The sequence below is a fragment of the Corynebacterium sp. H127 genome (assembly GCF_037482665.1).
Lineage (GTDB): Bacteria > Actinomycetota > Actinomycetes > Mycobacteriales > Mycobacteriaceae > Corynebacterium.
The window spans coordinates 36,643-57,306 of sequence record NZ_JBBHKY010000009.1 but is presented as its reverse complement, the minus strand read 5'-3'; the positions used below and the strand labels follow the sequence as shown (position 1 = coordinate 57,306).

Genomic DNA, 20,664 nt, shown 5'->3' with positions numbered 1-20,664 from the left:
TTATCGGGAGCTGTAAGCTAAACAACTATGTCTACTGCAACGAAGCTCGGTGGGCGCGGCCTGATCAACTGGGCAAGCCGCGCGGTTTCGTTGTTGACCGATCGCTGTGCGGAGATCAACGCGCTCAATGTCTTCCCAGTTCCTGACGCGGACACCGGCTCCAACATGTCCCACACCATGGAATCTGCATTGTCCGAGGCGCTGAGCCTCAGCGAGTCAGAGCAAGAGGACGTTGCCACTGTGTCGGCTGCATTGGCGGCCGGGGCGGTACGTGGGGCACGCGGCAATTCCGGGGTGGTACTGAGCCAGGTGCTGCGCGGCGTTGCGACGGCAACCGTGGGTGGCGAACTTGATGGTGCAGCCATCCGGGAAGCCCTTAATGTGGCACTTGAAATGGTTCTCCGTGCGATCATCGATCCAGTCGACGGCACCGTGGTCACGGTATTGCGGGCTACTGTCGCAGCAGTGAACGATACACCAGATAGTGAGCTGGAGATCGTGGTACGCATTGCCGTCGATGCCGCGCGGGTTGCGCTGAAGAAGACCCCCTCTCAGCTAGAGGCGCTGCGAGAAGCGGGAGTGGTAGACGCTGGCGGTCAGGGTTTCGTGATTTTGCTGGAATCCCTCGCCGATGAGGTCGCCGGGACGGACTGGGCGCAATCCAGTGCTGTTTTCCCTCATCACTCTCATAGTCAGCCGGCAGAGCTGGAAGTGATGTTTTACATCGAGGGGGCGCAGCTCGATGTGTTGTCGGACATCCTGAGCCCACTGGGCAATAGTTTGCTGTTGGCGCGAGACTCGGAGACCAGCGGGCAGGTGCACATCCACAGTCGGGCCGCCGGCACCGTCATCGAACAGGCATTTGCGGCAGGTAGGGTCAGTGACCTGCGCATCGAAATCCTGCCTGAGGTAACTACAGTGCCAAAGATCAGCCGGCTGGTGCTTGCGATTGCGCCACCGGGGCCGATCGCTGCGCTGTACCAGGAATCCGGGGCTACCGTGATTTCGCGTGGGGAAAAGGACATTGTTTCCCAGATCGTCGCCACCGTCCGCGCAGCGGCCGTCGACGAGGTCATTTTGCTCCCCAACGGCATGCTCGAGTACGGGGAACTGGTGAACGCGGAGCTGGCTAGCCACGCGATCGATGCGGCCATGAACATACTGCCAACGGCCCGGCTGGTTTCCGGCATTGCGGCATTGGCGGTGCACGATCCGGGTCAACCGCTGGCAGCAGATACCTACGCGATGGCGGAGGCAGCCGGCGCCATGCGCACCGCTGTGTTGCAGCAGGCCGATCGCGCCCTGCTCACCCAGGCGGGCCCCTGTTCCCGGGGAGATATTTTGGTCAGCACCACCTCTGAGACGGTGTTGGTTGCCGAATCCATCCAGGACGCCGTTGATATGACGGTGCTGCGTCTGCTGCAGGGCGGTGGGGAACTGGTGACCCTGTTGGTCACGGATGCTGCGGCGCAGGCATTGGACGTCGATAAGCTGCGTGCTGCGCTGGGCACGCGTGGCGACGTCGAGATCATGTTGTACCCGGCCGAAGGCATAGACAACCTCGTGGAAATCGGCGTGGAGTAGCTTGTGCTGGGCTGGGCGGACGAGCGGGAACTGACGGCGGTATTGCCGGCGCAGGAAGCCAACAAGATCACCAAAGCGTTCGGATACACCACCTGCGGCGAGCTGCTCACGCATTTCCCACGTGCCTACTCGCATCACGGCAGTGCCGTTTCCATCGAGAATGCCGCGGAAGGCGATCAAGTTACGTTGATCGGCACTGTGATCAGCGGCGGCACGATCCGCACTCGCAGTGGCAAGAAGCTCACCAAAGTTCGGATCTACTACGGGATGGGGGAAGTAGAGGCTACGTTCTTCAACTCCTGGCTGGCCGAAAAGCAACTGCAGCCTGGCGTGAACGTCATGGTGTCGGGGAAGGTGAAGTATTACCGCGGCAATGTAGAGGTTTCGCATCCCGCTTTCATCGTGTTGCCGGCGCCGGGGGAGAAGCCTAAGAAGGGCGTCGGCAAGCTGCGTGATCTCTCGGCTTTCGCCTCGGTGGAGGAGTTAGAAGAACTCCTCACGGAGCTGGACTACATCCCGATCTATCCGGCGCGCAAGGGATACACCGCATGGGGCATGATGGGCGCAATCAAATACGTGCTGGATCACACGCCTGTGATAGCGGAGCCCCTGGACCAAGTACCGGAGTTCCTGAGTAATTTCGATGCTGCCCTGCGCGGGGCGCACTTCCCAGACGAGCGCGGACCGAAACCTTTCATTGACCGCATCAAATACAACGAAGCACTGTCCCTGGCACTGGTCCTAGCGCTGCGCCGGGCAGATACCGCTGCCCAGACAGCGCCGGTATGTCCGTGTGCGGAGCAGGGCTTGCGCGCCGACTTCATGGGGCGGCTGCCCTTCCCGCTCACCGGGGGCCAGAAAGCCGTGCTCGAAGAGGTGAGCAAGGACCTGGAATCGGCCCACCCGATGCAAAGGCTGCTCCAGGGCGAAGTCGGATCCGGAAAAACCGTGGTAGCGCTCATCGCGATGCTGCAGGCCATCGACTCCGGCCGCCAGTGCGCCATGCTCGCCCCCACGGAAGTCCTGGCCATTCAACATGCCCGCGGGCTGACCACGCTGCTTGCCGACGCCGGGTTGCCCACCAGCGTGGTGGTGCTCACCGGTTCGATGAGCGTGCGTGCCAAACGACAGGCGCTATTGGACATCGTCAGCGGACAGGCCGACATCGTGGTTGGTACCCACGCGCTGATACAGGACACCGTGGAATTCTTTGACCTGGGGCTCGTTGTAGTGGATGAGCAGCACCGTTTCGGCGTGGAGCAGCGAGACAACCTCCGCGCTAAGGGACGCGCTGACGCCACCCCACACTTGCTGGTGATGACGGCAACCCCGATCCCACGCACGGTCGCGATGACGGCGTTCGCGGACCTGAACGTCTCCATGCTGCGGGAACTGCCGCGCGGGAGGCAGGAAATTCAGACCACCGTGGTGCCGGAATTCAAACCTGAGTGGGTCGCCCGCGCCTGGGAACGGATCCGCGAAGAGGTAAGCGCAGGCCGGCAGGCCTTCGTCGTTTGCCCGCGTATCGACGGCGAAGGCGGCGTCCTAGAGACCTTCGAGCTGCTGCGCACCAGCGTCTTCCCGGAGCTTGGCGTGGCGATGCTCCATGGGCGAATGAGCGGCGAGGAAAAGGACGCCACCATGGCGGACTTCGCCGCAGGCGGCATCGACATCCTGGTGGCCACCAGTGTCATCGAAGTGGGTATTAACGTACCCAACGCCACCGTGATGTATGTCCGCGAAGCGCACAGCTTTGGGGTGTCCCAACTCCACCAGCTACGTGGTCGCGTGGGCCGTGGCTCCTTCAAATCCCTGTGCCTGCTGCACACCACGATGGAACCCGGCACCCCCGCAGTGGAGCGCCTGACTGCCGTCGCTGCCACCACGGACGGCTTCGAACTTGCAGAGCTGGATCTGCGCACACGCCAGGAAGGCGATGTACTCGGAACCGCACAGTCTGGCACAAAACGCCGGGTGAAGATGCTCAGTTTGATCCACGACGGCGACATCATCGCGCGCGCAAGCAGCGACGCAACTGACTTGGTTGCCCGTAACCGGGGACTCGCCGAACGACTCGTAGCGGGGATTGAAGGCCAAGACTTCTTGGAGAAGAGTTAAGCTAGAGGGCATGAAAATTTGTGCCCCCTTCGCCGGAATTGTGCGTTACGTTGCCGCACCAGGCGCAACCGTGGCTGTAGGAGACACCCTCGCCATCGTGGAGACCGTCAAACTGGAGGCACCCGTGCTCGCGCCGGGACCTGGTGTGGTCAGCGAGCTTGCCTTCGAGGACTTCGCTGATGTGACCGGCGGCGATGTGCTGCTGGAATTGGGGTCCAAATGACCAGGATCATCTCGGGAGAAGCCCGCGGTCGCAAGATTAAGGTACCGCCAGCGGGTACTCGCCCTACCTCTGATCGGGCACGAGAAGGACTGTTCTCCTCACTCCAAGTCCGCTTTGGTTTCGAGGGCGCACATGTGCTTGATCTGTTTGCTGGTTCAGGTGCCCTCGGGTTGGAAGCAGCCTCGCGAGGTGCGGAGTCAGTGGTCCTCGTGGATGCGTCCGCTGCCGCCTGCGAGATTATGCGGCACAACGCTGGGGTAGTGCGGCATCCTGGCGTCACGATTGTCGAGGCTAAAGCCTCCACCTATCTAGCAGGGGCGCCCCGTGAGCATTTTGACATGGTGCTTGCGGATCCTCCCTATGATCTTGCCGACGAAGCTGTCGTCGAAATGCTGCATGCGCTGGTGCCCACGCTTGTCGACGGCGCGGCCGTGGTCGTCGAGAGGCAGGTAGACTCGCCCGAAACAGCGTGGCCGACCTGCTTTGTGCCGACCACTCAGAAGCTTAAGAAGCGCACCTACGGGATCGCGCGGATGGACATGGCCGTATTCCACAAGGAGATCCCATGCGAGTAGCCTGCCCCGGTTCTTTCGACCCGGTGACCCTCGGCCACCTCAACATTTTCGAGCGGGCTGCCAGCCTGTACGAGGAGGTGGTGGTCTTGGTTACCTACAACCCAAACAAGCAAGGTACTTTCAGCGCCGCAGAGCGCGTAGCGCTAATCCGGGCCGAGGTAGCGCACCTGCCTAATGTCTCCGTGGATTCCTGGTCCGGGTTGTTGGTGGATTACACCACCGCCCATGACATTCCCGTGCTGGTGAAGGGACTGCGATCCTCCCTGGATTATGAGTATGAACTGCCGATGGCGCAGATGAATAAACGGCTTTCCGGCGTGGAAACCAATTTCCTGATGACGGACCCCGAGTTCGGCTACATCTCTTCCACTCTGTGCCGGGAGGTGGCACGGTTCGGCGGTGATCTCACCGGACTGGTCCCGCGTGATGTGATGGCAGCGCTGCAAGAAAAAATCAAGCGCTGATCTTTATCCCCGCTAGCGCTAGGCGCGTACTCTTATGTGAGTGGCCACACTCGTATTGATTCTGTTTATTGTTGCCCTCGGATCGAGTCTGCAACGCGTAGCGGGCATGGGCCTTGGCCTCATCGCGGCGCCGATTCTTGCCTTCGTCATGGGGCCGGTTGAGGGTGTGATGGTGGTTAACGTGCTGGCCATGATCAACGCTTTTTTGACCGCGATTTCCGTGCGTCAATTCATTAATTGGCGGCGTTGCGGCGCAATCGGATGCGTCATGGTGGTCGGTTCGGTCGCGGGCGCGTTGCTGATCAAGTCGGTATCGAATGCACTCCTGCTGATCATTTTCGGCGTGCTGATTTTGTTAGCACTGTTCTTAGTGACCGTCCTCAAAGGCCGAATGCCCACGCCACGCGGCACCGCGCCCCTCTTGGTGACCGGCGTGATCAGTGGTTTCACCAATACGCTGGCAGCAGTGGCGGGGCCAGTGATCACAGTCTATGCGCAGGCCGCGAAGTGGGACCATCGTTCGTTTTCGGCAACCCTACAGCCGCTCTTTGTCATCTCTGGCGGCACCTCTTTCATCGTGAAGACGCTGATGGGAGCGGGAAATATTAGCGATACCTCGGTGTGGGTGTGGCCAGTCGGGGTGCTCGGGATGTTCATCGGAATTTTCCTAGGGACGCGGCTGTCGCGCGTTATTTCTCGTTCCCGAGCACACAAACTTGCGCTCGGCTTGGCGTCGGCCGGAGGTTTTTCTGCGCTGGTCCGCGGGGCAATGGCACTGTAGATTCGCCCTTGTGTTCTATTTTCGTTTTGCTATAATGGAGGTTGAAACTACGGGGGTGGGGAATGATCGCAGCAGCTAAAGAATTGCTTGGCCGTGCGCTTGTCGACGGCGCTAGTTTCGATTCTTTTAGCGAACTAATGGATCTTAAAGAGATTGTTGCCCGCCTTGAAACCGAAATGGCGCACGGACGGGAACGCTACGAATTGGAGCAGGCTGGGGCATCTCGGCCTGCTTCTTCTCGTATTGCCCGCCGGGCAGCGAACGTGTGGTACCCCAGCGTCCCCGTGGAACACCAGGACGTGATCCTCTCCGCCCTGCAGCGATTGTCTGGGGCCTCGAAGCGCAGGGGTGAGATTTATGATCTAGCTGCGCAAGCAGCCCCCGATTCTTCCGTCCAACAAACCCACGAGTATGCCAAGCGCCTCGTCCGTGAGGAGAATCAGTCATTGGCGGAGGATCCAGCGGAGGCCTTTCGGCAGCGTCGCTTCAGTATGCGCTCGCAGGATGAACACGGCGGCTGCTCCTTTTATGGCTACGCTCCGGCTGCCACAGCGGCATTGCTGAAAGCGATGGTGGACCGGGCCTTTCACGCCGAGTCGAAAGAGGAAGCAAATGAGTGCCGGACAGTGTCGCAGCGCAGCATGGATGCTTTTGATCAGGTTCTGCGGTGGGCCTCCTCAAATCGGGTGGGAGCTACCGGCCACTGTTCCCTGGTGGTCTCCGTTTCCGAATCCGATGAGTTTGATTGGCGGGCTCGGTTCGCCTCGAACGTCGGGATCGATTTGAGTCTGGTTGACATTACGCAGCTAGCAGGTGATCGGCTGACAGATTACATCGTGGTTCACGATCACCACGGCGCAGTGAAATCCCTGGTGACAGGGGAGCGGACTGCTAGCTTCTACCAGCGTATGGGGCTAGTTGCCCGGGATCTCGTGTGTCAATTCCCAGGCTGTGGTGAGCCGGCAAGCCGGTGCGACGCGCATCATGTGTTGCCGTGGGCGCGCGGTGGCGGCACCGAGATCGGAAACCTGGTGCTAGTGTGCCGACGTCACCACCGCCGGAACGACGATAGTTGGGTAGAAACACATTTTGAGATGGAACTGGGGCGCGCCGTGCTCGTTGCCAGTGATGGTGCTCGCACGCGCAACAAATCTCCCGGGGCCCGCAGGGCAGGCCGCTTCCGACTCGAAGATCTATGACCGCACTGGCAGATGCGATCTATCGGCAGTGTCAAGAGCTCTGGCAACTAGAGCAGATTCGACAGAAATGCCTTGGTGCGCTCATGTTTCGGGTTGTCAAGGACCTCGGAAGGAGTACCGGATTCTACGACCACGCCCTTGTCCATGAACACAACCTGGTCGGCGACCTCTCGTGCGAATCCCATCTCGTGCGTGACCACCAGCATTGTCATGCCACCGGCAGCCAGCTCCCGCATCACGCGCAAGACTTCGCCGACCAATTCGGGGTCGAGAGCGGAGGTGGGCTCATCGAAGAGCATCAGCTTCGGATCCATCGCTACTGCGCGGGCAATAGCAACACGCTGCTGCTGGCCACCGGAGAGCTGGACTGGGTAGCCATCTGCCTTGTGCTCGAGTCCAACTTGGCGCAGCAACTCCATCGCGCGGGCACGGGCCTCCGCCTCCGGTACCTTCTTCACTAGCACCGGCGCCTCGATGATGTTCTCCAACACGGTGCGGTGCGGGAACAGGTTGAACTGCTGGAACACCATGCCAATGTCTGCGCGCTGCCGGGCGGCATCCTTCTCCGAAATCTCATGCAGCACCCCATCCTTCTCGCGGTAGCCGATGAGTTCGCCGTCGACGTATAACCGCCCGGCGGAGATCTTCTCCAGGTGATTCACACAGCGCAGGATCGTGGACTTGCCCGAGCCGGATGGGCCGATCAAGCAGGTCACCGTGCCGCGAGGCACCTGGAGGTTAATGCCCTTGAGGACTTTTAGCTGCCCGTAGTTCTTGTGGATGCTCTGGGCGTCGATCATCAGATCGCTCATTTGTGCTCCTCGGTGATTTCGACGTTGCCAGGAAGCCGGCCTTCGGCGTCGGCAAGCGCGGCAAGTTGACGGGTGGTGAGCTGACGCGTCGCGCCCTTCTCATAGTGCTTTTCCACGTAGCTTTGCAGGAACATCAGCACCGAGGTGATAGCCAGGTACCAGGTGGCGGCGACCAGCAGCATCGGAACTGGTTCGAAGAGTGCGTTGGAGATATCCATCGCCCGGCCGTACAGCTCGCCGGCGTAAGGAATCGCGATGACCAGGGAGGTGGTCTTCAGCAAGGAAATGAATTCGTTACCGGTAGGGGGAACGATGATGCGCATCGCCTGCGGAAGCACCGTGCGACGCATCGTCTGCCACCAGCTCATACCGAGTGACTTTGAGGCCTCAACCTGTCCTTCCGGGACCGCCTGAATGCCGGCGCGCACGATTTCCGCCATATAGGCGGCCTCGTTGAGCCCCAGGCCCAACACGGAGAGGAGGAAAGCATTCTTGAACGCAGATTCCAGGCTGATCTCTGTGAATCCGAGGTTGATGGATTGGTAGATAGCGCTGATCAAGCCCCAGAACACGAGCTGCACGTAGACCGGCGTGCCACGGAAGATCCAGAGATAGGACCAAGAAACGCCGCGCATCACTGGGTTTGGGGACATGCGCAGCACGGCGAGCAGGGCACCCAGCACCACACCAATCAGCATTGCTAGCACCGTGATCGCTATGGTGTGCAGCGCAGCCGTGGCGATGCGGGTGTCAAATAAGTACTTGAAGTAGGTGTCCCAGCCGTAGGCTTCATTGCGTGCAGAGCTGATCACGAATACCGCGGCCAGCAGCAGCAGGATCGCGGCGGCCACCACACGGCCAGGATGGCGAAGCGGTTTCGCCTTAATCTCATTGGGAGTAGTCATGGTTTATTCCTCGCCGTTAATCGTTGCTTGTGGTTTCAGACCCTCGGTGACGCCCCAGGGCTGCAGTGTCTTGGCATAGTCGCCGGTGTCAATGAGGTGCTGCAGGGCTGCCTTCAACGCGGGGCCGAGCTCTGAGTCCTTCGGCACCGGCCAGCCGTAATCAGCCGCCTCGTAAATGCGGCCAGCTTTCTCGATTTTGCCGTCGGCACGCGTGACAGCATAGGCAGTGACCGGCGAGTCTGCGGAGACGGCGTCAGCGCGGCCGAGCACCAGCGCGGTGAAAGCTTGGTCAGAAGATTCGTAGGACAGCATCGTGATCGCCGGCTTGCCCTGCTTCACGCACTCTTCGGAGCGGACGGCTACGTCATCGGACTCAGAAACGGTGCCTTTTTGCACGGCTACGGTCAGCCCGCAGGCGTTGTCTGGATCGACGTTCTCCCCGGTCTGCTGGGCCCACTGTAGGCCCGCGCTGAGGTAGTTGACGAAGTCGTAGTTCTTGCGGCGCTCTTCATTGTCAGTAAATCCGGCGGCGCCGAAGTCGACGGTGCCGGCGCTAATCGACGGCAAGATCAAGCTGAAGTCTTGTTCTTGCACCACTAGCTCGAGCCCCATGGTCGCAGCCGCAGCGCGGGCCAGGTCAACGTCGATGCCTATGATGGTGCCGTTGGAATCCTTGAATTCCATGGGGGCAAACGGTGGGTTCGTGCCCATGCTGATTGTGCCGCGCTTTTGAATATCCGCCGGCACGAGAGCCTGAACCTCTGGCACTGCAGCTGGTTTGATTTCCTCCCAGCCCACCGGATTCCCGGTCTCTTCATTGGTAGTGCAGGCGCTGAGCGTGGCGGCCAGCGCGATGGCAGCGCACGCGCCGGTGACGGCGCGGGAACGCTTGAGAAGATGCATACGTTTCATCCTTGGACATTGACTTATTCAGGGGTGCAGCACCTGGGTGATGCTGCACCCCTGAATAATTTTCATATACAAGTAATGTATGCAGTTTCTGGCGTCATAGCAAGCTGCAAATGACAGCTAGGAAACCATGATCACAAGCAGCGTGCGTGGGCCGTGGACACCCTCGACGCGGTTCAGCTCGATGTCGGAGGTTGCCGATGGTCCGGAGATCATCGTGTTCGGTACGGCTGGGTCCAGCCGGGCCACCATCTCCGGTACGGAGTACACCACGGACTGGCTGCGCACGATACACACGTGCATGTCTGGTACCAGTGTCAGCGCACGTCGACCGCAGAGCGGGCCAGCCTGCAGACAGATGGTTCCGGTTTGTGCCGAGGAGACGTGGGAATCTGTGACCACAGCGTCGACCTCATCCAGGGTGCGCGGATCGCGCTCCGGGCTATCAGGTTCCGCAACGCCATCGAATTCTGCAAACAGGGCAGTATCCAGGCCGGGGGCGTAGGCGATGTGCGCCGCACCCAGCTCTGCCAGCACGCTAGCGATGGTGCTCGGGAGGTTTGCTTCCTCCGCGTGCTTCACGATGGCCTTGTAGTCCACTAAGCGGTCTTCGAGGATCTCGCTCAACTGCTCCGGGGTGTGGGAGAACTCCGTGTGGTAGTTCCGTGGCACGGGGTGCGGTCCAGCGGGAGTGTTAGTCAAAGCGTGCGCATTGTGGATGCGTTCCAGAATCTCACGCTTCGCCTCTTGGTTGCGATCCGTCATTGCTGACTTCCTTTCTGAATACCTTCGCCACGAGCGTCGGAGAGCAGCTGTTGGCCTTCATCACTGTTAAACCAGGTGCGGAAGGACTTCTTTGGTGGCACCGCAGTGTCGCGGTGGTCGGTCCAGCCCGCCAGGAAGCTTGGCAAGTGAGTGATCTTGCCGTCGAAGCCGCCCATGATGCGGCCAAGGAAGATCATCCGGGTGATCAGGCTCCACATGTGCTGGTTGCCGAAGGCTAGGCCGACGCCAGCAAACATCGCGCCCTCGATCTTTGGCTTATCCGTCTCGATCTTCTTGTGGCGCAGCTCCAGGAGAGCGTCGGTGATAGGGATCTTCACCGGGCAGACCTCGTTGCAGCGACCACACAGGGTGGAGGCATAAGGCAGGGAGGCGTTTGGGTCGTGGTGGCTGGTGAAGCCAGTCAGCTGTGGCGACAAGATTGCGCCGATTGGACCAGGGTAAGTAGAGCCATAGGCGTGGCCGCCAGCGCGCTCGTATACCGGGCAGACATTCAGGCATGCAGAGCAGCGGATACACTTCAGGGCTTCGCGGCCGATTTCGTCGGCAAGCACGGCGGTCCTGCCATTATCGACGAGCACGACGTGGAAGTTCTGTGGACCGTCGCCTTCCGTGACACCAGACCAGGTGGATACGTATGGGGCCTGGCGTTCGCCGGTGGAGGAGCGTGGCAGGAGCTGCAGGAAGACCTCGAGATCCTTGTAGGTCGGGAGGAGCTTCTCAATACCCATCACCGAGATCAGGGTTTCTGGCAGCGTCAGGCACATGCGGCCGTTGCCTTCAGATTCCATGATGGTGATGGTGCCGGACTCGGCGATGCCGAAGTTGGCGCCGGAGATGGCTACCTTAGCCTCCATGAACTGCTTGCGCAGGAACATGCGTGATGCCTCGGCGAGGTCAGCTGGATTCGAGGAAAGCGACTCGTCCGTATCCGGCATCTCGCGGAGGAAGATGTCTCGAATTTCGGCGCGGTTGCGGTGAATCGCGGGAACCAGGATATGAGAAGGCTTATCGTGACCCAGCTGGACGATCAGCTCGGCGAGGTCAGTTTCGCGAGCCTCGATGCCAGCCTTGCGGAGCTGATTGTTCAGGTCAATTTCCTGGGTGGCCATGGACTTGATCTTGACGACCTTGGTCTCACCGGTGTCCTGAACCAGGCGGGTAACAATTTCGCCGGCTTCCTTGGCATCACGTGCCCAGTGCACGTGACCGCCGCGTGCGGTGACGGCTGCCTCAAACTGCTCGAGCAGTTCCGGCATACGAGCCATCACATCGCGCTTGATGTTTGAGCCGGCTTCGCGCAAATCCTGCCAGTCATCGAGTTCATCAACCACATTTTGGCGCTTGCCACGAATCGTGGTGGTTGCCTTGTTGAGGTTGCGGCGCTGAGTGGCATTGTAGAGGGACTCGTGGGCTTCTTGTGGGAAACTCCGGGTGCCCGACAACAGACTCTGGCTCGAAGCGCGAGGCGGCATGGTTGGGGTTCCAAGACCGATTTTCACAGCATTGCCTCCTTGCCGTAGACAGCGGACGTTGGGGTCCAAGGGTGTTCTTTGGTGGATGCGAGGATCTCAGCCAGGTGCAGCACCCGGACGCCGGAGTGCTGGCGTGAGAGTGCGCCGCCGATGTTCATGAGGCAGGATGCGTCGCCAGCGGTGACGTATTCAGCCTGGGTCTCACGCACATGGCGGACCTTATCGCTGACCATCGCTGCCGAGACCTCAGGGTTCTTCACCGAGAAGGTGCCGCCGAAGCCACAGCATTCTTCAGAGTTTGGCAGCTCGACGAGGTCAATGCCCTCGACGTTGCGTAGGAGCTGCAGTGGCCGCTCGCCGACCTCGATGAAGCGGAGGGAGTGGCAGGAAGCGTGGTAGGTCACGCGGTGTGGGAAAAAGGCGCCAAGCTTATCGACGCCCGCAATGTCAATCAAGAACTCCGACAGATCGTAGGTCTTGGCGGCAGCTTTTTTCGCACCATCAGCTAGGGCAGGGGAGCCGTAGCGCTTGGCTACGTGTTCATGCTGCTCGCGAACTGCGCCGGTGCAGGAACCCGAAGGACAAACGACATAGTCGATGGATGGATCTGCAAAAGCATCAACGTAGTTCTTGATTTGCGGGATTGCTTCCCGCTGGTAGCCGGTGTTGACGTGCATCTGGCCGCAGCAGGACTGCTCGGGTGGGAATACAAGCTCGTATCCCAGACGGGACAGGATCACCGCGGAGGCCTTGATCGCGTCCGGAAACATGACGTCTCCGATGCACGTGGAAAATAGCGCTACTCGCATGTGTTCTCCATTTCGTATCGCTAGAGGGAATTGCAATAACGCTTAATCGGACATTGAAGCGAGTCTGATTTTTGTTTTTGCATTATGGGTCTGCCCCTTAGCGTACCCGATTTCAGTGACTTTATCTGTATCGATTTACCCACTGTGACCAGCATCTTAGCAATGAATTCGGAAACACTAATGTTTCTTTATTCATGATTTCGCAGGTGGAAGAGATGTGGTCAAATGCAGGTGAATGTGACAAAGTACGCACTTTTGCTAGAAACTTACGAATGGGGGTGAGAAAATGTACGGTTGTGGAAGATATCCTGGCACTTTGACACCTTCGTGTGTGGGAATGTGTGTAAAGAGCCTGTAACTGTGTTTTCTTATTCGATTCAGAAAGGGTTCTATGTACCTCGCCCAATCTTTTGCACCTGCTACTGACGCTATCGGCGGTAGCCAGGTGCTTAGTGCGCTCGCCGGCATTAGCCCGCTCGCAGCGTTCTTCATCTTTCTCATGGCCTTTAAGCTCAAGGCGCACACAGCAGCGCTGTTGTCGCTGCTGCTAGCTATTGTGATAGCGATTCTTGGCTTCCGCATGCCGGTGGACCTGACGCTGCTGTCCATGAGCGAAGGTATAGCTTTCGGTTTGTTCCCGATTGTGTTCATCATCTGGATGGCGGTGTGGATCTATGACCTCACCGTGAAATCTGGGCGTTTCGACGACCTTCGTCAAATCTTCTCCGCACTGGGCCGCGGCGACATGCGCGTCCAAGCGCTACTCATCGCATTCTCCTTCGGTGGCTTGCTAGAAGCACTCGCAGGTTTCGGCGCTCCTGTGGCCATCGTGGCAGCAATGCTGCTCGCTATTGGCATGAAGCCACTGAAGGCAGCCCTGGCCACCCTGGTAGCAAATACCGCCCCTGTTGCCTTCGGCGCAATGGCAATTCCGGTCACCACCGCCGGTCTGCTTGCCGAACTGCCGGTGAAAGACGTTGCGGCGCAAACCGGCATACTGATGGCCAGCCTCGCGCTCTTCGTTCCACTGCTGCTGTGCCTGATCATGGACGGAATGCGCGGCCTGCGCCAGATCTGGCCAATGGCCATCGTTCTTGGCCTGACCTACGCCGCCGGCCAGTTTGTCTGCTCCAACTACCTCACCTACGAGCTGACCAACGTGGTGGCTTGCCTGGTATCCCTCGGCATTGGCATCGGCTTCCTCAAGGTGTGGGCACCAACCACGCCGGAAGATCAAGCATCCCTGGCCAAGAGCGAAAAGCTCTCCGGCAAGCAGATCACCCTGGCACTGTTCCCATATCTGCTGGTTGTGGTGGTCTTTGCCGTCGCCAAGCTGTGGAAGCTCGGCATTGACATCCCGGCCGCCCTGGCCGCCACCGACGTCAAGGTGCCATGGCCAGGCCTGCACGGCAAGATTGCCTCCAACGGCACCATGTTCAACTTCAACTGGCTGTCCGGTCCTGGCACGCTGCTGCTGCTCTGCGGCTTGGCGACGGTCCTGATCTACGCCAGCGCCGACAAGAACTTCACCTTCGGCACCGGCATCGGCGAACTCTTTGCGGGCCTGAACCGCATGAAATTCAGCTTCCTCACCATCGCCACCGTGATGGGACTGGCATACGTGATGAACTTTTCCGGCCAGACCGCCGCCATCGGCGCCACACTCGCTGCTACCGGCTCCATCTTCCCAGCCCTTTCGCCAATGCTCGGCTGGGTTGGCACCGCGGTCACTGGCTCGGCAACCAGCTCCAATGCACTGTTTGCCAAGATGCAAGCCACCACGGCGCACCAAATTGGCGTTGACCCAACGCTCCTGGTATCCGCCAACTCCGGTGGCGCTGTGACCAGTAAGATGATCTCCCCACAGACCGTCGCCATTGCCGCGGCTGCGGTGAAGATGGAAAACGGCGAAGCCACCATCATGCGCGCCGTCTTTGGATTCTCACTTGGCCTGCTGGCCTTCATGTGCGCCTTCGTATTCCTGCTCGCATAGCAAGCGGGGCATAAGTAAAGCCAGGCGAGGAAGTTACATTCCTTGCCTGGCTTTTGGGGATTCAGGAAACGTGTTCGGCAGTGCTTGTTTGTTTCGGTAGGGGACCACGGACTCTAAGTGCTAGAGCCGGGTGGGGCCCGTTGCGACGCGACATGCATTAGACGGCACAAATCCAACACTTATCCAACACCTTGAACCCCATAGGAAGGGTATTTAAACCCCCAAGCCCGTTGCGCTGGGGTCTACTTGCAACATAAAACACCCCCTACGACCTGCATGTTTGCAAGCTGTAGGGGGTCTAACGGTGCCCCTGGTGAGACTCGAACTCACACTGCACGGGTTTTGAATCCGTTTCCTCTGCCAATTGGGATACAGGGGCCTGGCAAGAAATATTAGCCGATAGTCGGCCCACAAAAGAAATCGCCTAGACTTGGGCAGCGTGACTGAGCAAAAACTGATGCTAATCGACGGCCACTCGATGGCTTTCCGCGCGTTCTACGCCCTGCCTGCCGAGAATTTCTCCACCACCGGGGGGCAGCATACGAACGCGGTGTATGGCTTTCTTTCGATGCTCGCCAATCTGCTCAGCGAGGAGCAGCCGAGCCACGTAGCCGTTGCCTTCGATGTTGGACGCAAGACCTTCCGCACGGAGAAGCTCCCGGAGTATAAGGCGCAGCGCGAAGCAGCCCCGGAGGAATTCCGCGGCCAGGTGGAGCTGATTGAAGAGATTCTGCACGCCCTGGGTATCCAGACGTTGAAGCAGGAGAACTTTGAAGCGGATGACATCATTGCCACGTTGGCGACGGCGGCGCAGCCCCTCGGCTTTGACACATTCATTGTCACCGGTGACCGAGATTCCTTCCAGCTGGTCAATGACACCACCACGGTGCTCTATCCGATGCGCGGTGTTTCCACACTGCATCGCTTCACACCTGCGGCCGTGGAGGAGAAATATGGCCTGACGCCAGAGCAGTACCCGGAATTCGCGGCGCTGCGTGGCGACCCCTCCGATAACCTGCCGAGCGTTCCGGGCGTGGGGGAGAAGACCGCGACGAAGTGGATCCAGCAGTACCAGACCATCGATAACCTGATTGAGCATGCAGCGGAGATCAAGGGCAAGGTGGGCAATAACCTGCGCGAACGCCTCGATCAAGTGAAGATGAATCGCGAGCTTACCGAGATGATTCGCGATATGGAGCTGCCGCTGAGCCCAGATCAGTTGGAGCTGGGGAAGGCGGATGTCAGCGCCATCGCGGAGAGATTCGATGACCTGCAGTTTGGCACGAATCTGCGCGAGCGCGTCCTGGCTGTGGTGAATGCGGAGCACTCGGCCGCGCCGGCGGTGGAGGTGGCGGAGCTAGTCGTCGATACGCAGCCGCTGCATCAGTGGCTCCCGCGCGGGCCGCTAGCGGTGGCGGTGCGGGGCGTCGCAAAGCCGGCGGCCGGGGATGCGCACCAGGTGGCGCTTGTCGACGCCGACCGCCACGCCTTACTCGTTGACTTCGCGGAGCTCGACGAGGCCGATGACAAGGCCTTCGCTGAGTGGCTGGCCTCCCCAGAACCGAAGTTCCTGCACGACGCGAAGGCCGCCTGGCACATGTTTGCCGGGCGCGGTTATGAGTTGGACGGCATTGCGCATGACACTGCGCTTGCCGCCTACCTCTTGCGCCCAGGCCAGCGGACCTACGCGCTGGAAGATGTGTACCAGCGCCACCTGAAGAAGCAGCTGACGGCGGAATCCGAGCAGCTATCGCTGCTCTCCGACAACACCGAACTGGTGGACCATGCTGCGGCGATCTGGGAGCTAGCGGAAGCGCTGACTGTGGAGTTGCAGGAAATCGAGTCCTACGAGCTCTACCAGTCCCTGGAGTTGCCCTTAGCTGCCATCTTGGCGCGCATGGAGGCCGCAGGCATTGCAGTTTCCATCGCGGCACTGGAAGAACAGCGGGACACCTTCGTGGAGATGGTGGCCGACGAGGAGACTGCCGCGCGCGAACTCGCTGGAGATCCGACGCTGAATCTGTCTTCGCCGAAGCAGCTGCAGGTGGTGCTCTTTGAAACGTTAGGAATGCCGAAGACCAAGAAGACGAAGACCGGCTATTCCACCGCCGCCAAGGAGATCGAGGCGCTCGCGGTGAATCATCCGCACCCATTCCTCGATCACCTGCTGGCGCACCGCGAATACCAGAAGATGAAGACCACCCTGGACGGTTTGATCAAGTCAGTGGCTTCGGATGGGCGCATTCACACCACCTTTAACCAGATGGTGGCCTCCACTGGCCGGCTTTCTTCTACCGAACCGAACCTACAAAACATTCCGGTGCGCACCCCAGCGGGGCGTCGCATTCGGGCGGCCTTTGAAGTCGGGGCGGGCTACGAGACGCTGCTCACCGCCGACTATTCGCAAATTGAAATGCGCGTCATGGCGCACCTGTCCGAGGATCCCGGGCTCATCTCCGCCTATGAGGCAGGGGAGGACCTGCACAACTTCGTCGGCTCCAAGGTCTTTGATGTGCCCGTCTCCGAAGTGACTCCGGAGCTGCGTCGTCGCGTGAAGGCCATGTCCTACGGCCTGGTCTATGGCCTCTCCGCTTTTGGCCTGGCCGGCCAGTTGGACATCTCGCCGGGCGAAGCGAAGAAGATCATGGAGGCCTACTTCGAGCGTTTCGGTGGCGTGCAACGCTACCTGTCAACGGTGGTCGAGCAGGCCCGCAAGGATGGCTACACGTCGACGCTGTTCGGGCGGCGTCGCTACCTGCCGGAGCTGATGTCTGATAACCGCGTGGCGCGTGAAAACGCGGAGCGGGCAGCGTTAAATGCGCCGATTCAGGGCACGGCCGCGGACATCATCAAGGTCGCCATGATTCGCGTTGCTGCCGCACTGACTGGAATGAAATCGCGGATGTTGCTCCAGGTCCACGACGAACTGGTGGTTGAGGTCGCAACCGGCGAACTCAAAGAGGTAACCGAGATTCTGGAACGCGAGATGAACGCTGCCATAACTTTGTCAGTTCCCTTGGAAGTTTCTGCTGGTTTTGGCGAGAATTGGGACCTCGCAGCGCACTAGTATTTAAGGCATGGAACTTCGCGCCGCTACTTGGCAGGATTTAGAGCAACTCGCTGAGGTATTTGGGCGGGCATTTCATGGCACCCCACAATGGGAGTGGATCATCCCCAACGCCACAGCCCGGGAGCGCATACTGCCGGCCTTCTTCCGTCCGATGTTCGGCCACGTGCTCAAGCACGGCCGGCTCACCGTCGCAATTGTCGACGGCTCGATCGTGGGCGGCGCCGCCTGGCTTCCTTCATCCAAGCTGGATGTGCCGCGTTGGCGGGGCCTGCGCAGCTTTCCGACGATCATCCGCTCCTTACGCGGAGCAGAGCTGAAACAGTTCGGCGAGCGTGGCCCCGCGATGGACTCTGCGGCACGCGCCGCGCACCCGAAAATGCCCCACGAGTATCTGGCAGCGCTAGCGGTCTTGCCAGAAGCGCAAGGCGCTGGGGTGGGCGCTGCCTTGTTGCAGCGGGGCCTATTCGCACCAGTGACTTACGTGCAATGCGAAGAAGCCTTGGTGCCGTACTACCAGCGTTTCGGATTCCGCGGCTGCCTGCGGATCGCCCCCGGCAATGGAGCTCCAGTGCAGATCGGAATGCTGCGAGACTAACTGCCCAGGTGCGCGAGGAAAATCGCGGTCCCGGGGAAGACCCGCCCGCGTGTGGGTGACCATTGCCCCCAGTTCTGTTTCAGGTCCGGCGGCCACTCCGGCTCGAGAAGATCCTCCAGCACAAAACCAGCGGCTAAGAGCTCACGGATGCGGTCGCCGAGCGTGCGGTGCTGCTCGGCATAGGTGAGTCGGCCGTCTTCCTCCTCGGTATATCCGGAGCGGTCGAAATAGCTGTAGTGCACCGCAAAACTCTCCGGGTCGTCCGCAAAGATCCACCGCATCGGGTGATTGATGGACATGACGAATCGACCGCCAGGCTGTAGGACGCGGGCCGCCTCGTGGAGAACTGCTTGCGAAGATTCCACGAAGGGGATCGCGCCGAAGGCGGAGAACACCGCATCGAAGGAGTTGTCCGCGAATGGCATCGCGAGCGCGTCTGCCTGGACTAAGTTTCCGCTGCCGTGACGCAGCATGCCCATTGAGAGGTCGAAACCGACAGCGAGCTCCGCTTTGTCTTGCAGCCACTGGGTGCACGGTGCGGAGCCACAGCCGATTTCCAGGATGTGTTTTCCGGTGACGTCGCCAAGCAATTGCGCGTCCTTTTCGTGCAACATTTCGGGGCACCAGTAGAAGGAGGAAAGATACTCAGAATGTGACTGGTGGTAATTCTGAGCATCGTGATCCCACCAGCTGCGATTGGCGGCGGAGAAAGTTGCGGGCATGCAAAAGATTCTATTTGATTATGCAGGTAAAAGGGGCTAAAGTACGTGGGGCGTGTCAGCATAAGCGTGTACCCAGTGCTCTATAGGAAAGCATTAGGGTCTCGTTCTTGCAGCATAGGCGCGTAAAGACCCTGTCCATTTTCGATTTCCTATAAGCTTTCGGAGCTATTAAAACATGCCCAACCACAACGTTCCTCAGGTAGCCATCAACGACATCGGCACCGCTGAGGATTTCCTCGCCGCGATCGACGCAACCATCAAGTACTTCAACGATGGTGACATCGTCGAAGGCACCGTAGTCAAGGTTGATCACGACGAGGTCCTGCTCGACATCGGATACAAGACCGAAGGTGTCATTCCGTCCCGCGAGCTCTCCATCAAGCACGACGTTGACCCAGACGATGTTGTCAAGGTCGGCGACGAGATCGACGCACTGGTCCTCACCAAGGAGGACAAGGAAGGTCGTCTGATCCTGTCCAAGAAGCGCGCACAGTACGAGCGTGCATGGGGTGCCATCGAGGAGCTCAAGGAGAAGGACGAGCCAGTTACCGGTACCGTTATCGAGGTTGTCAAGGGCGGCCTGATCCTGGACATCGGTCTGCGTGGCTTCCTGCCTGCATCTCTCGTCGAAATGCGTCGCGTCCGTGACCTCGACCCTTACATCGGTCAGCAGATCGAAGCTAAGATCATCGAGCTGGACAAGCACCGCAACAACGTGGTCCTGTCCCGTCGCGCATGGCTCGAGCAGACCCAGTCCGAGGTCCGCTCCGAGTTCCTCGCACAGCTGCAGAAGGGCCAGGTCCGCAAGGGCGTCGTGTCCTCCATCGTCAACTTCGGCGCATTCGTCGATCTCGGCGGTGTCGACGGCCTGGTTCACGTTTCCGAGCTGTCCTGGAAGCACATCGATCACCCATCTGAGGTCGTCTCCGTTGGCGACGAAGTCACCGTTGAGGTCATCGACGTTGTTCTCGAGCGCGAGCGCGTCTCCCTGTCCCTGAAGGCAACCCAGGAAGACCCATGGCGCGTCTTCGCACGCACCCACGCTGTGGGCCAGATCGTGCCAGGCAAGGTCACCAAGCTTGTTCCATTCGGCGCTTTCGTACGCGTTGAAGAGGGCATCGAGGGCCTCGTCCACATCTCCGAGCTGGCTGAGCGCCACGTCGAGGTTCCAGACCAGGTTGTCACCGTTGGTGATGAAGCAATGGTCAAGGTCATCGACATCGACCTCGAGCGTCGCCGTATCTCCCTCTCCCTCAAGCAGGCAGACGAGGACTACACCGAAGAGTTCGACCCATCCAAGTACGGCATGGCCGACTCCTACGACGAGCAGGGTAACTACATCTTCCCTGAGGGCTTCGACCCAGAGACCAACGAATGGCTCGAAGGCTTCGAAGAGCAGCGCGCTGCTTGGGAAGCTCGTTACGCTGAGTCCGAGCGTCGCCACCAGCTGCACACCGTGCAGATCGAGAAGAACCGTGCCGCTGCAGCCGCAGAGGCAACTGAGACCCCAGCTAACTACTCCTCTGAGGCACCTGCTTCCGAGGCAGCAGCCCCAGCTGAAGAGTCCGCTGGTTCCCTCGCCTCCGACGAGCAGCTCGCTGCTCTGCGCGAGAAGCTCGCTGGCAACTAGTAGCTAGTCACACTGAG

At 59.8% G+C, this 20,664-nt stretch carries 18 protein-coding genes and 1 tRNA gene; 11 read left to right on the top strand and 8 right to left on the bottom strand.

Translation table 11 applies throughout. From position 1 onward, the window contains the following. Positions 1-27 precede the first annotated feature (27 nt). The 7 genes from WG936_RS10010 (at position 28) to WG936_RS09980 (ending at position 6,944) form a co-directional block, all read left to right on the top strand. The gene (locus tag WG936_RS10010; RefSeq protein WP_339564533.1) at positions 28-1,584 is read left to right on the top strand and encodes a DAK2 domain-containing protein; all 1,557 of its coding nucleotides are present in this window, start codon (positions 28-30) and stop codon (positions 1,582-1,584) included. Between the two features lie 3 nt (positions 1,585-1,587). Next, on the top strand, positions 1,588-3,702 hold the full coding sequence (locus tag WG936_RS10005) for an ATP-dependent DNA helicase RecG (RefSeq protein ID WP_339572823.1): 2,115 nt from the start codon (positions 1,588-1,590) through the stop codon (positions 3,700-3,702). Positions 3,703-3,712: 10 nt separating this feature from the next. Continuing rightward, positions 3,713-3,925: an acetyl-CoA carboxylase biotin carboxyl carrier protein subunit gene (locus tag WG936_RS10000; RefSeq protein WP_339564535.1), complete on the top strand. Its 213-nt coding sequence runs from the start codon at positions 3,713-3,715 to the stop codon at positions 3,923-3,925. Further along, a complete protein-coding gene (locus WG936_RS09995) occupies positions 3,922-4,500 on the top strand; it encodes an RsmD family RNA methyltransferase (protein WP_339564536.1) in 579 nt (192 codons plus the stop codon). Before WG936_RS10000 ends, WG936_RS09995 begins: the two co-directional genes overlap by 4 nt. Beyond that, a complete protein-coding gene (gene coaD, locus WG936_RS09990) occupies positions 4,491-4,964 on the top strand; it encodes a pantetheine-phosphate adenylyltransferase (RefSeq protein ID WP_339564537.1) in 474 nt (157 codons plus the stop codon). Before WG936_RS09995 ends, coaD begins: the two co-directional genes overlap by 10 nt. A 40-nt stretch (positions 4,965-5,004) precedes the next feature. Continuing rightward, positions 5,005-5,745 (top strand): sulfite exporter TauE/SafE family protein, encoded by a 741-nt coding sequence (locus WG936_RS09985; RefSeq protein ID WP_339572822.1) that lies wholly within the window; start codon positions 5,005-5,007, stop codon positions 5,743-5,745. A 62-nt stretch (positions 5,746-5,807) separates the two neighbouring features. Further along, positions 5,808-6,944: an HNH endonuclease signature motif containing protein gene (locus WG936_RS09980; RefSeq protein ID WP_339572821.1), complete on the top strand. Its 1,137-nt coding sequence runs from the start codon at positions 5,808-5,810 to the stop codon at positions 6,942-6,944. 47 nt (positions 6,945-6,991) lie between these two features. Here WG936_RS09980 and WG936_RS09975 read toward each other — a convergent pair whose 3' ends face one another. The 6 genes from WG936_RS09975 to WG936_RS09950 form a co-directional block, all read right to left on the bottom strand. After that, on the bottom strand, positions 6,992-7,756 hold the full coding sequence (locus tag WG936_RS09975) for an amino acid ABC transporter ATP-binding protein (RefSeq protein WP_339564544.1): 765 nt from the start codon (positions 7,754-7,756) through the stop codon (positions 6,992-6,994). Beyond that, on the bottom strand, positions 7,753-8,661 hold the full coding sequence (locus tag WG936_RS09970; RefSeq protein ID WP_339564545.1) for an amino acid ABC transporter permease: 909 nt from the start codon (positions 8,659-8,661) through the stop codon (positions 7,753-7,755). The genes WG936_RS09975 and WG936_RS09970 overlap by 4 nt, the downstream gene beginning before the upstream one ends. A 3-nt stretch (positions 8,662-8,664) precedes the next feature. Then, a complete protein-coding gene (locus tag WG936_RS09965; RefSeq protein WP_445227956.1) occupies positions 8,665-9,573 on the bottom strand; it encodes an ABC transporter substrate-binding protein in 909 nt (302 codons plus the stop codon). Positions 9,574-9,690: 117 nt separating this feature from the next. After that, the gene (locus tag WG936_RS09960) at positions 9,691-10,335 is read right to left on the bottom strand and encodes a LutC/YkgG family protein (protein ID WP_339564547.1); all 645 of its coding nucleotides are present in this window, start codon (positions 10,333-10,335) and stop codon (positions 9,691-9,693) included. Further along, positions 10,332-11,855 carry a lactate utilization protein B gene (locus tag WG936_RS09955; RefSeq protein ID WP_339564548.1) on the bottom strand — a complete coding sequence of 508 codons (1,524 nt, stop codon included), beginning with the start codon at positions 11,853-11,855 and terminating at the stop codon, positions 10,332-10,334. The genes WG936_RS09960 and WG936_RS09955 overlap by 4 nt, the downstream gene beginning before the upstream one ends. After that, positions 11,852-12,637, bottom strand: a complete 786-nt coding sequence (locus tag WG936_RS09950) for a (Fe-S)-binding protein (RefSeq protein WP_339564549.1) — start codon at positions 12,635-12,637, stop codon at positions 11,852-11,854. The genes WG936_RS09955 and WG936_RS09950 overlap by 4 nt, the downstream gene beginning before the upstream one ends. A gap of 391 nt (positions 12,638-13,028) precedes the next feature. Here WG936_RS09950 and WG936_RS09945 point away from each other — a divergent pair, with 391 nt between their 5' ends. Then, on the top strand, positions 13,029-14,630 hold the full coding sequence (locus WG936_RS09945) for an L-lactate permease (RefSeq protein WP_339564550.1): 1,602 nt from the start codon (positions 13,029-13,031) through the stop codon (positions 14,628-14,630). Between the two features lie 305 nt (positions 14,631-14,935). Here the strand turns inward: WG936_RS09945 and WG936_RS09940 are convergent. Beyond that, a tRNA-Leu gene (locus WG936_RS09940) sits at positions 14,936-15,009 on the bottom strand. A gap of 78 nt (positions 15,010-15,087) precedes the next feature. Between WG936_RS09940 and polA the strand changes: the two genes are divergently transcribed. Together polA and WG936_RS09930 are read left to right on the top strand one after the other, a co-directional pair. Beyond that, entirely contained in the window at positions 15,088-17,697 is a 2,610-nt protein-coding gene (gene polA, locus WG936_RS09935) for a DNA polymerase I (RefSeq protein WP_339572844.1), read from the top strand. Between the two features lie 10 nt (positions 17,698-17,707). Further along, entirely contained in the window at positions 17,708-18,295 is a 588-nt protein-coding gene (locus WG936_RS09930) for a GNAT family N-acetyltransferase (protein ID WP_339572819.1), read from the top strand. Here the strand turns inward: WG936_RS09930 and WG936_RS09925 are convergent. Next, positions 18,292-19,017: a class I SAM-dependent methyltransferase gene (locus WG936_RS09925; RefSeq protein WP_339572818.1), complete on the bottom strand. Its 726-nt coding sequence runs from the start codon at positions 19,015-19,017 to the stop codon at positions 18,292-18,294. The two genes, WG936_RS09930 and WG936_RS09925, sit on opposite strands and share 4 nt — an antisense overlap. Positions 19,018-19,192: 175 nt before the next feature. Here WG936_RS09925 and rpsA point away from each other — a divergent pair, with 175 nt between their 5' ends. Next, positions 19,193-20,647, top strand: coding sequence for a 30S ribosomal protein S1 (rpsA, locus tag WG936_RS09920; protein ID WP_339564553.1), 1,455 nt, complete (start codon positions 19,193-19,195; stop codon positions 20,645-20,647). Positions 20,648-20,664 lie beyond the last annotated feature (17 nt).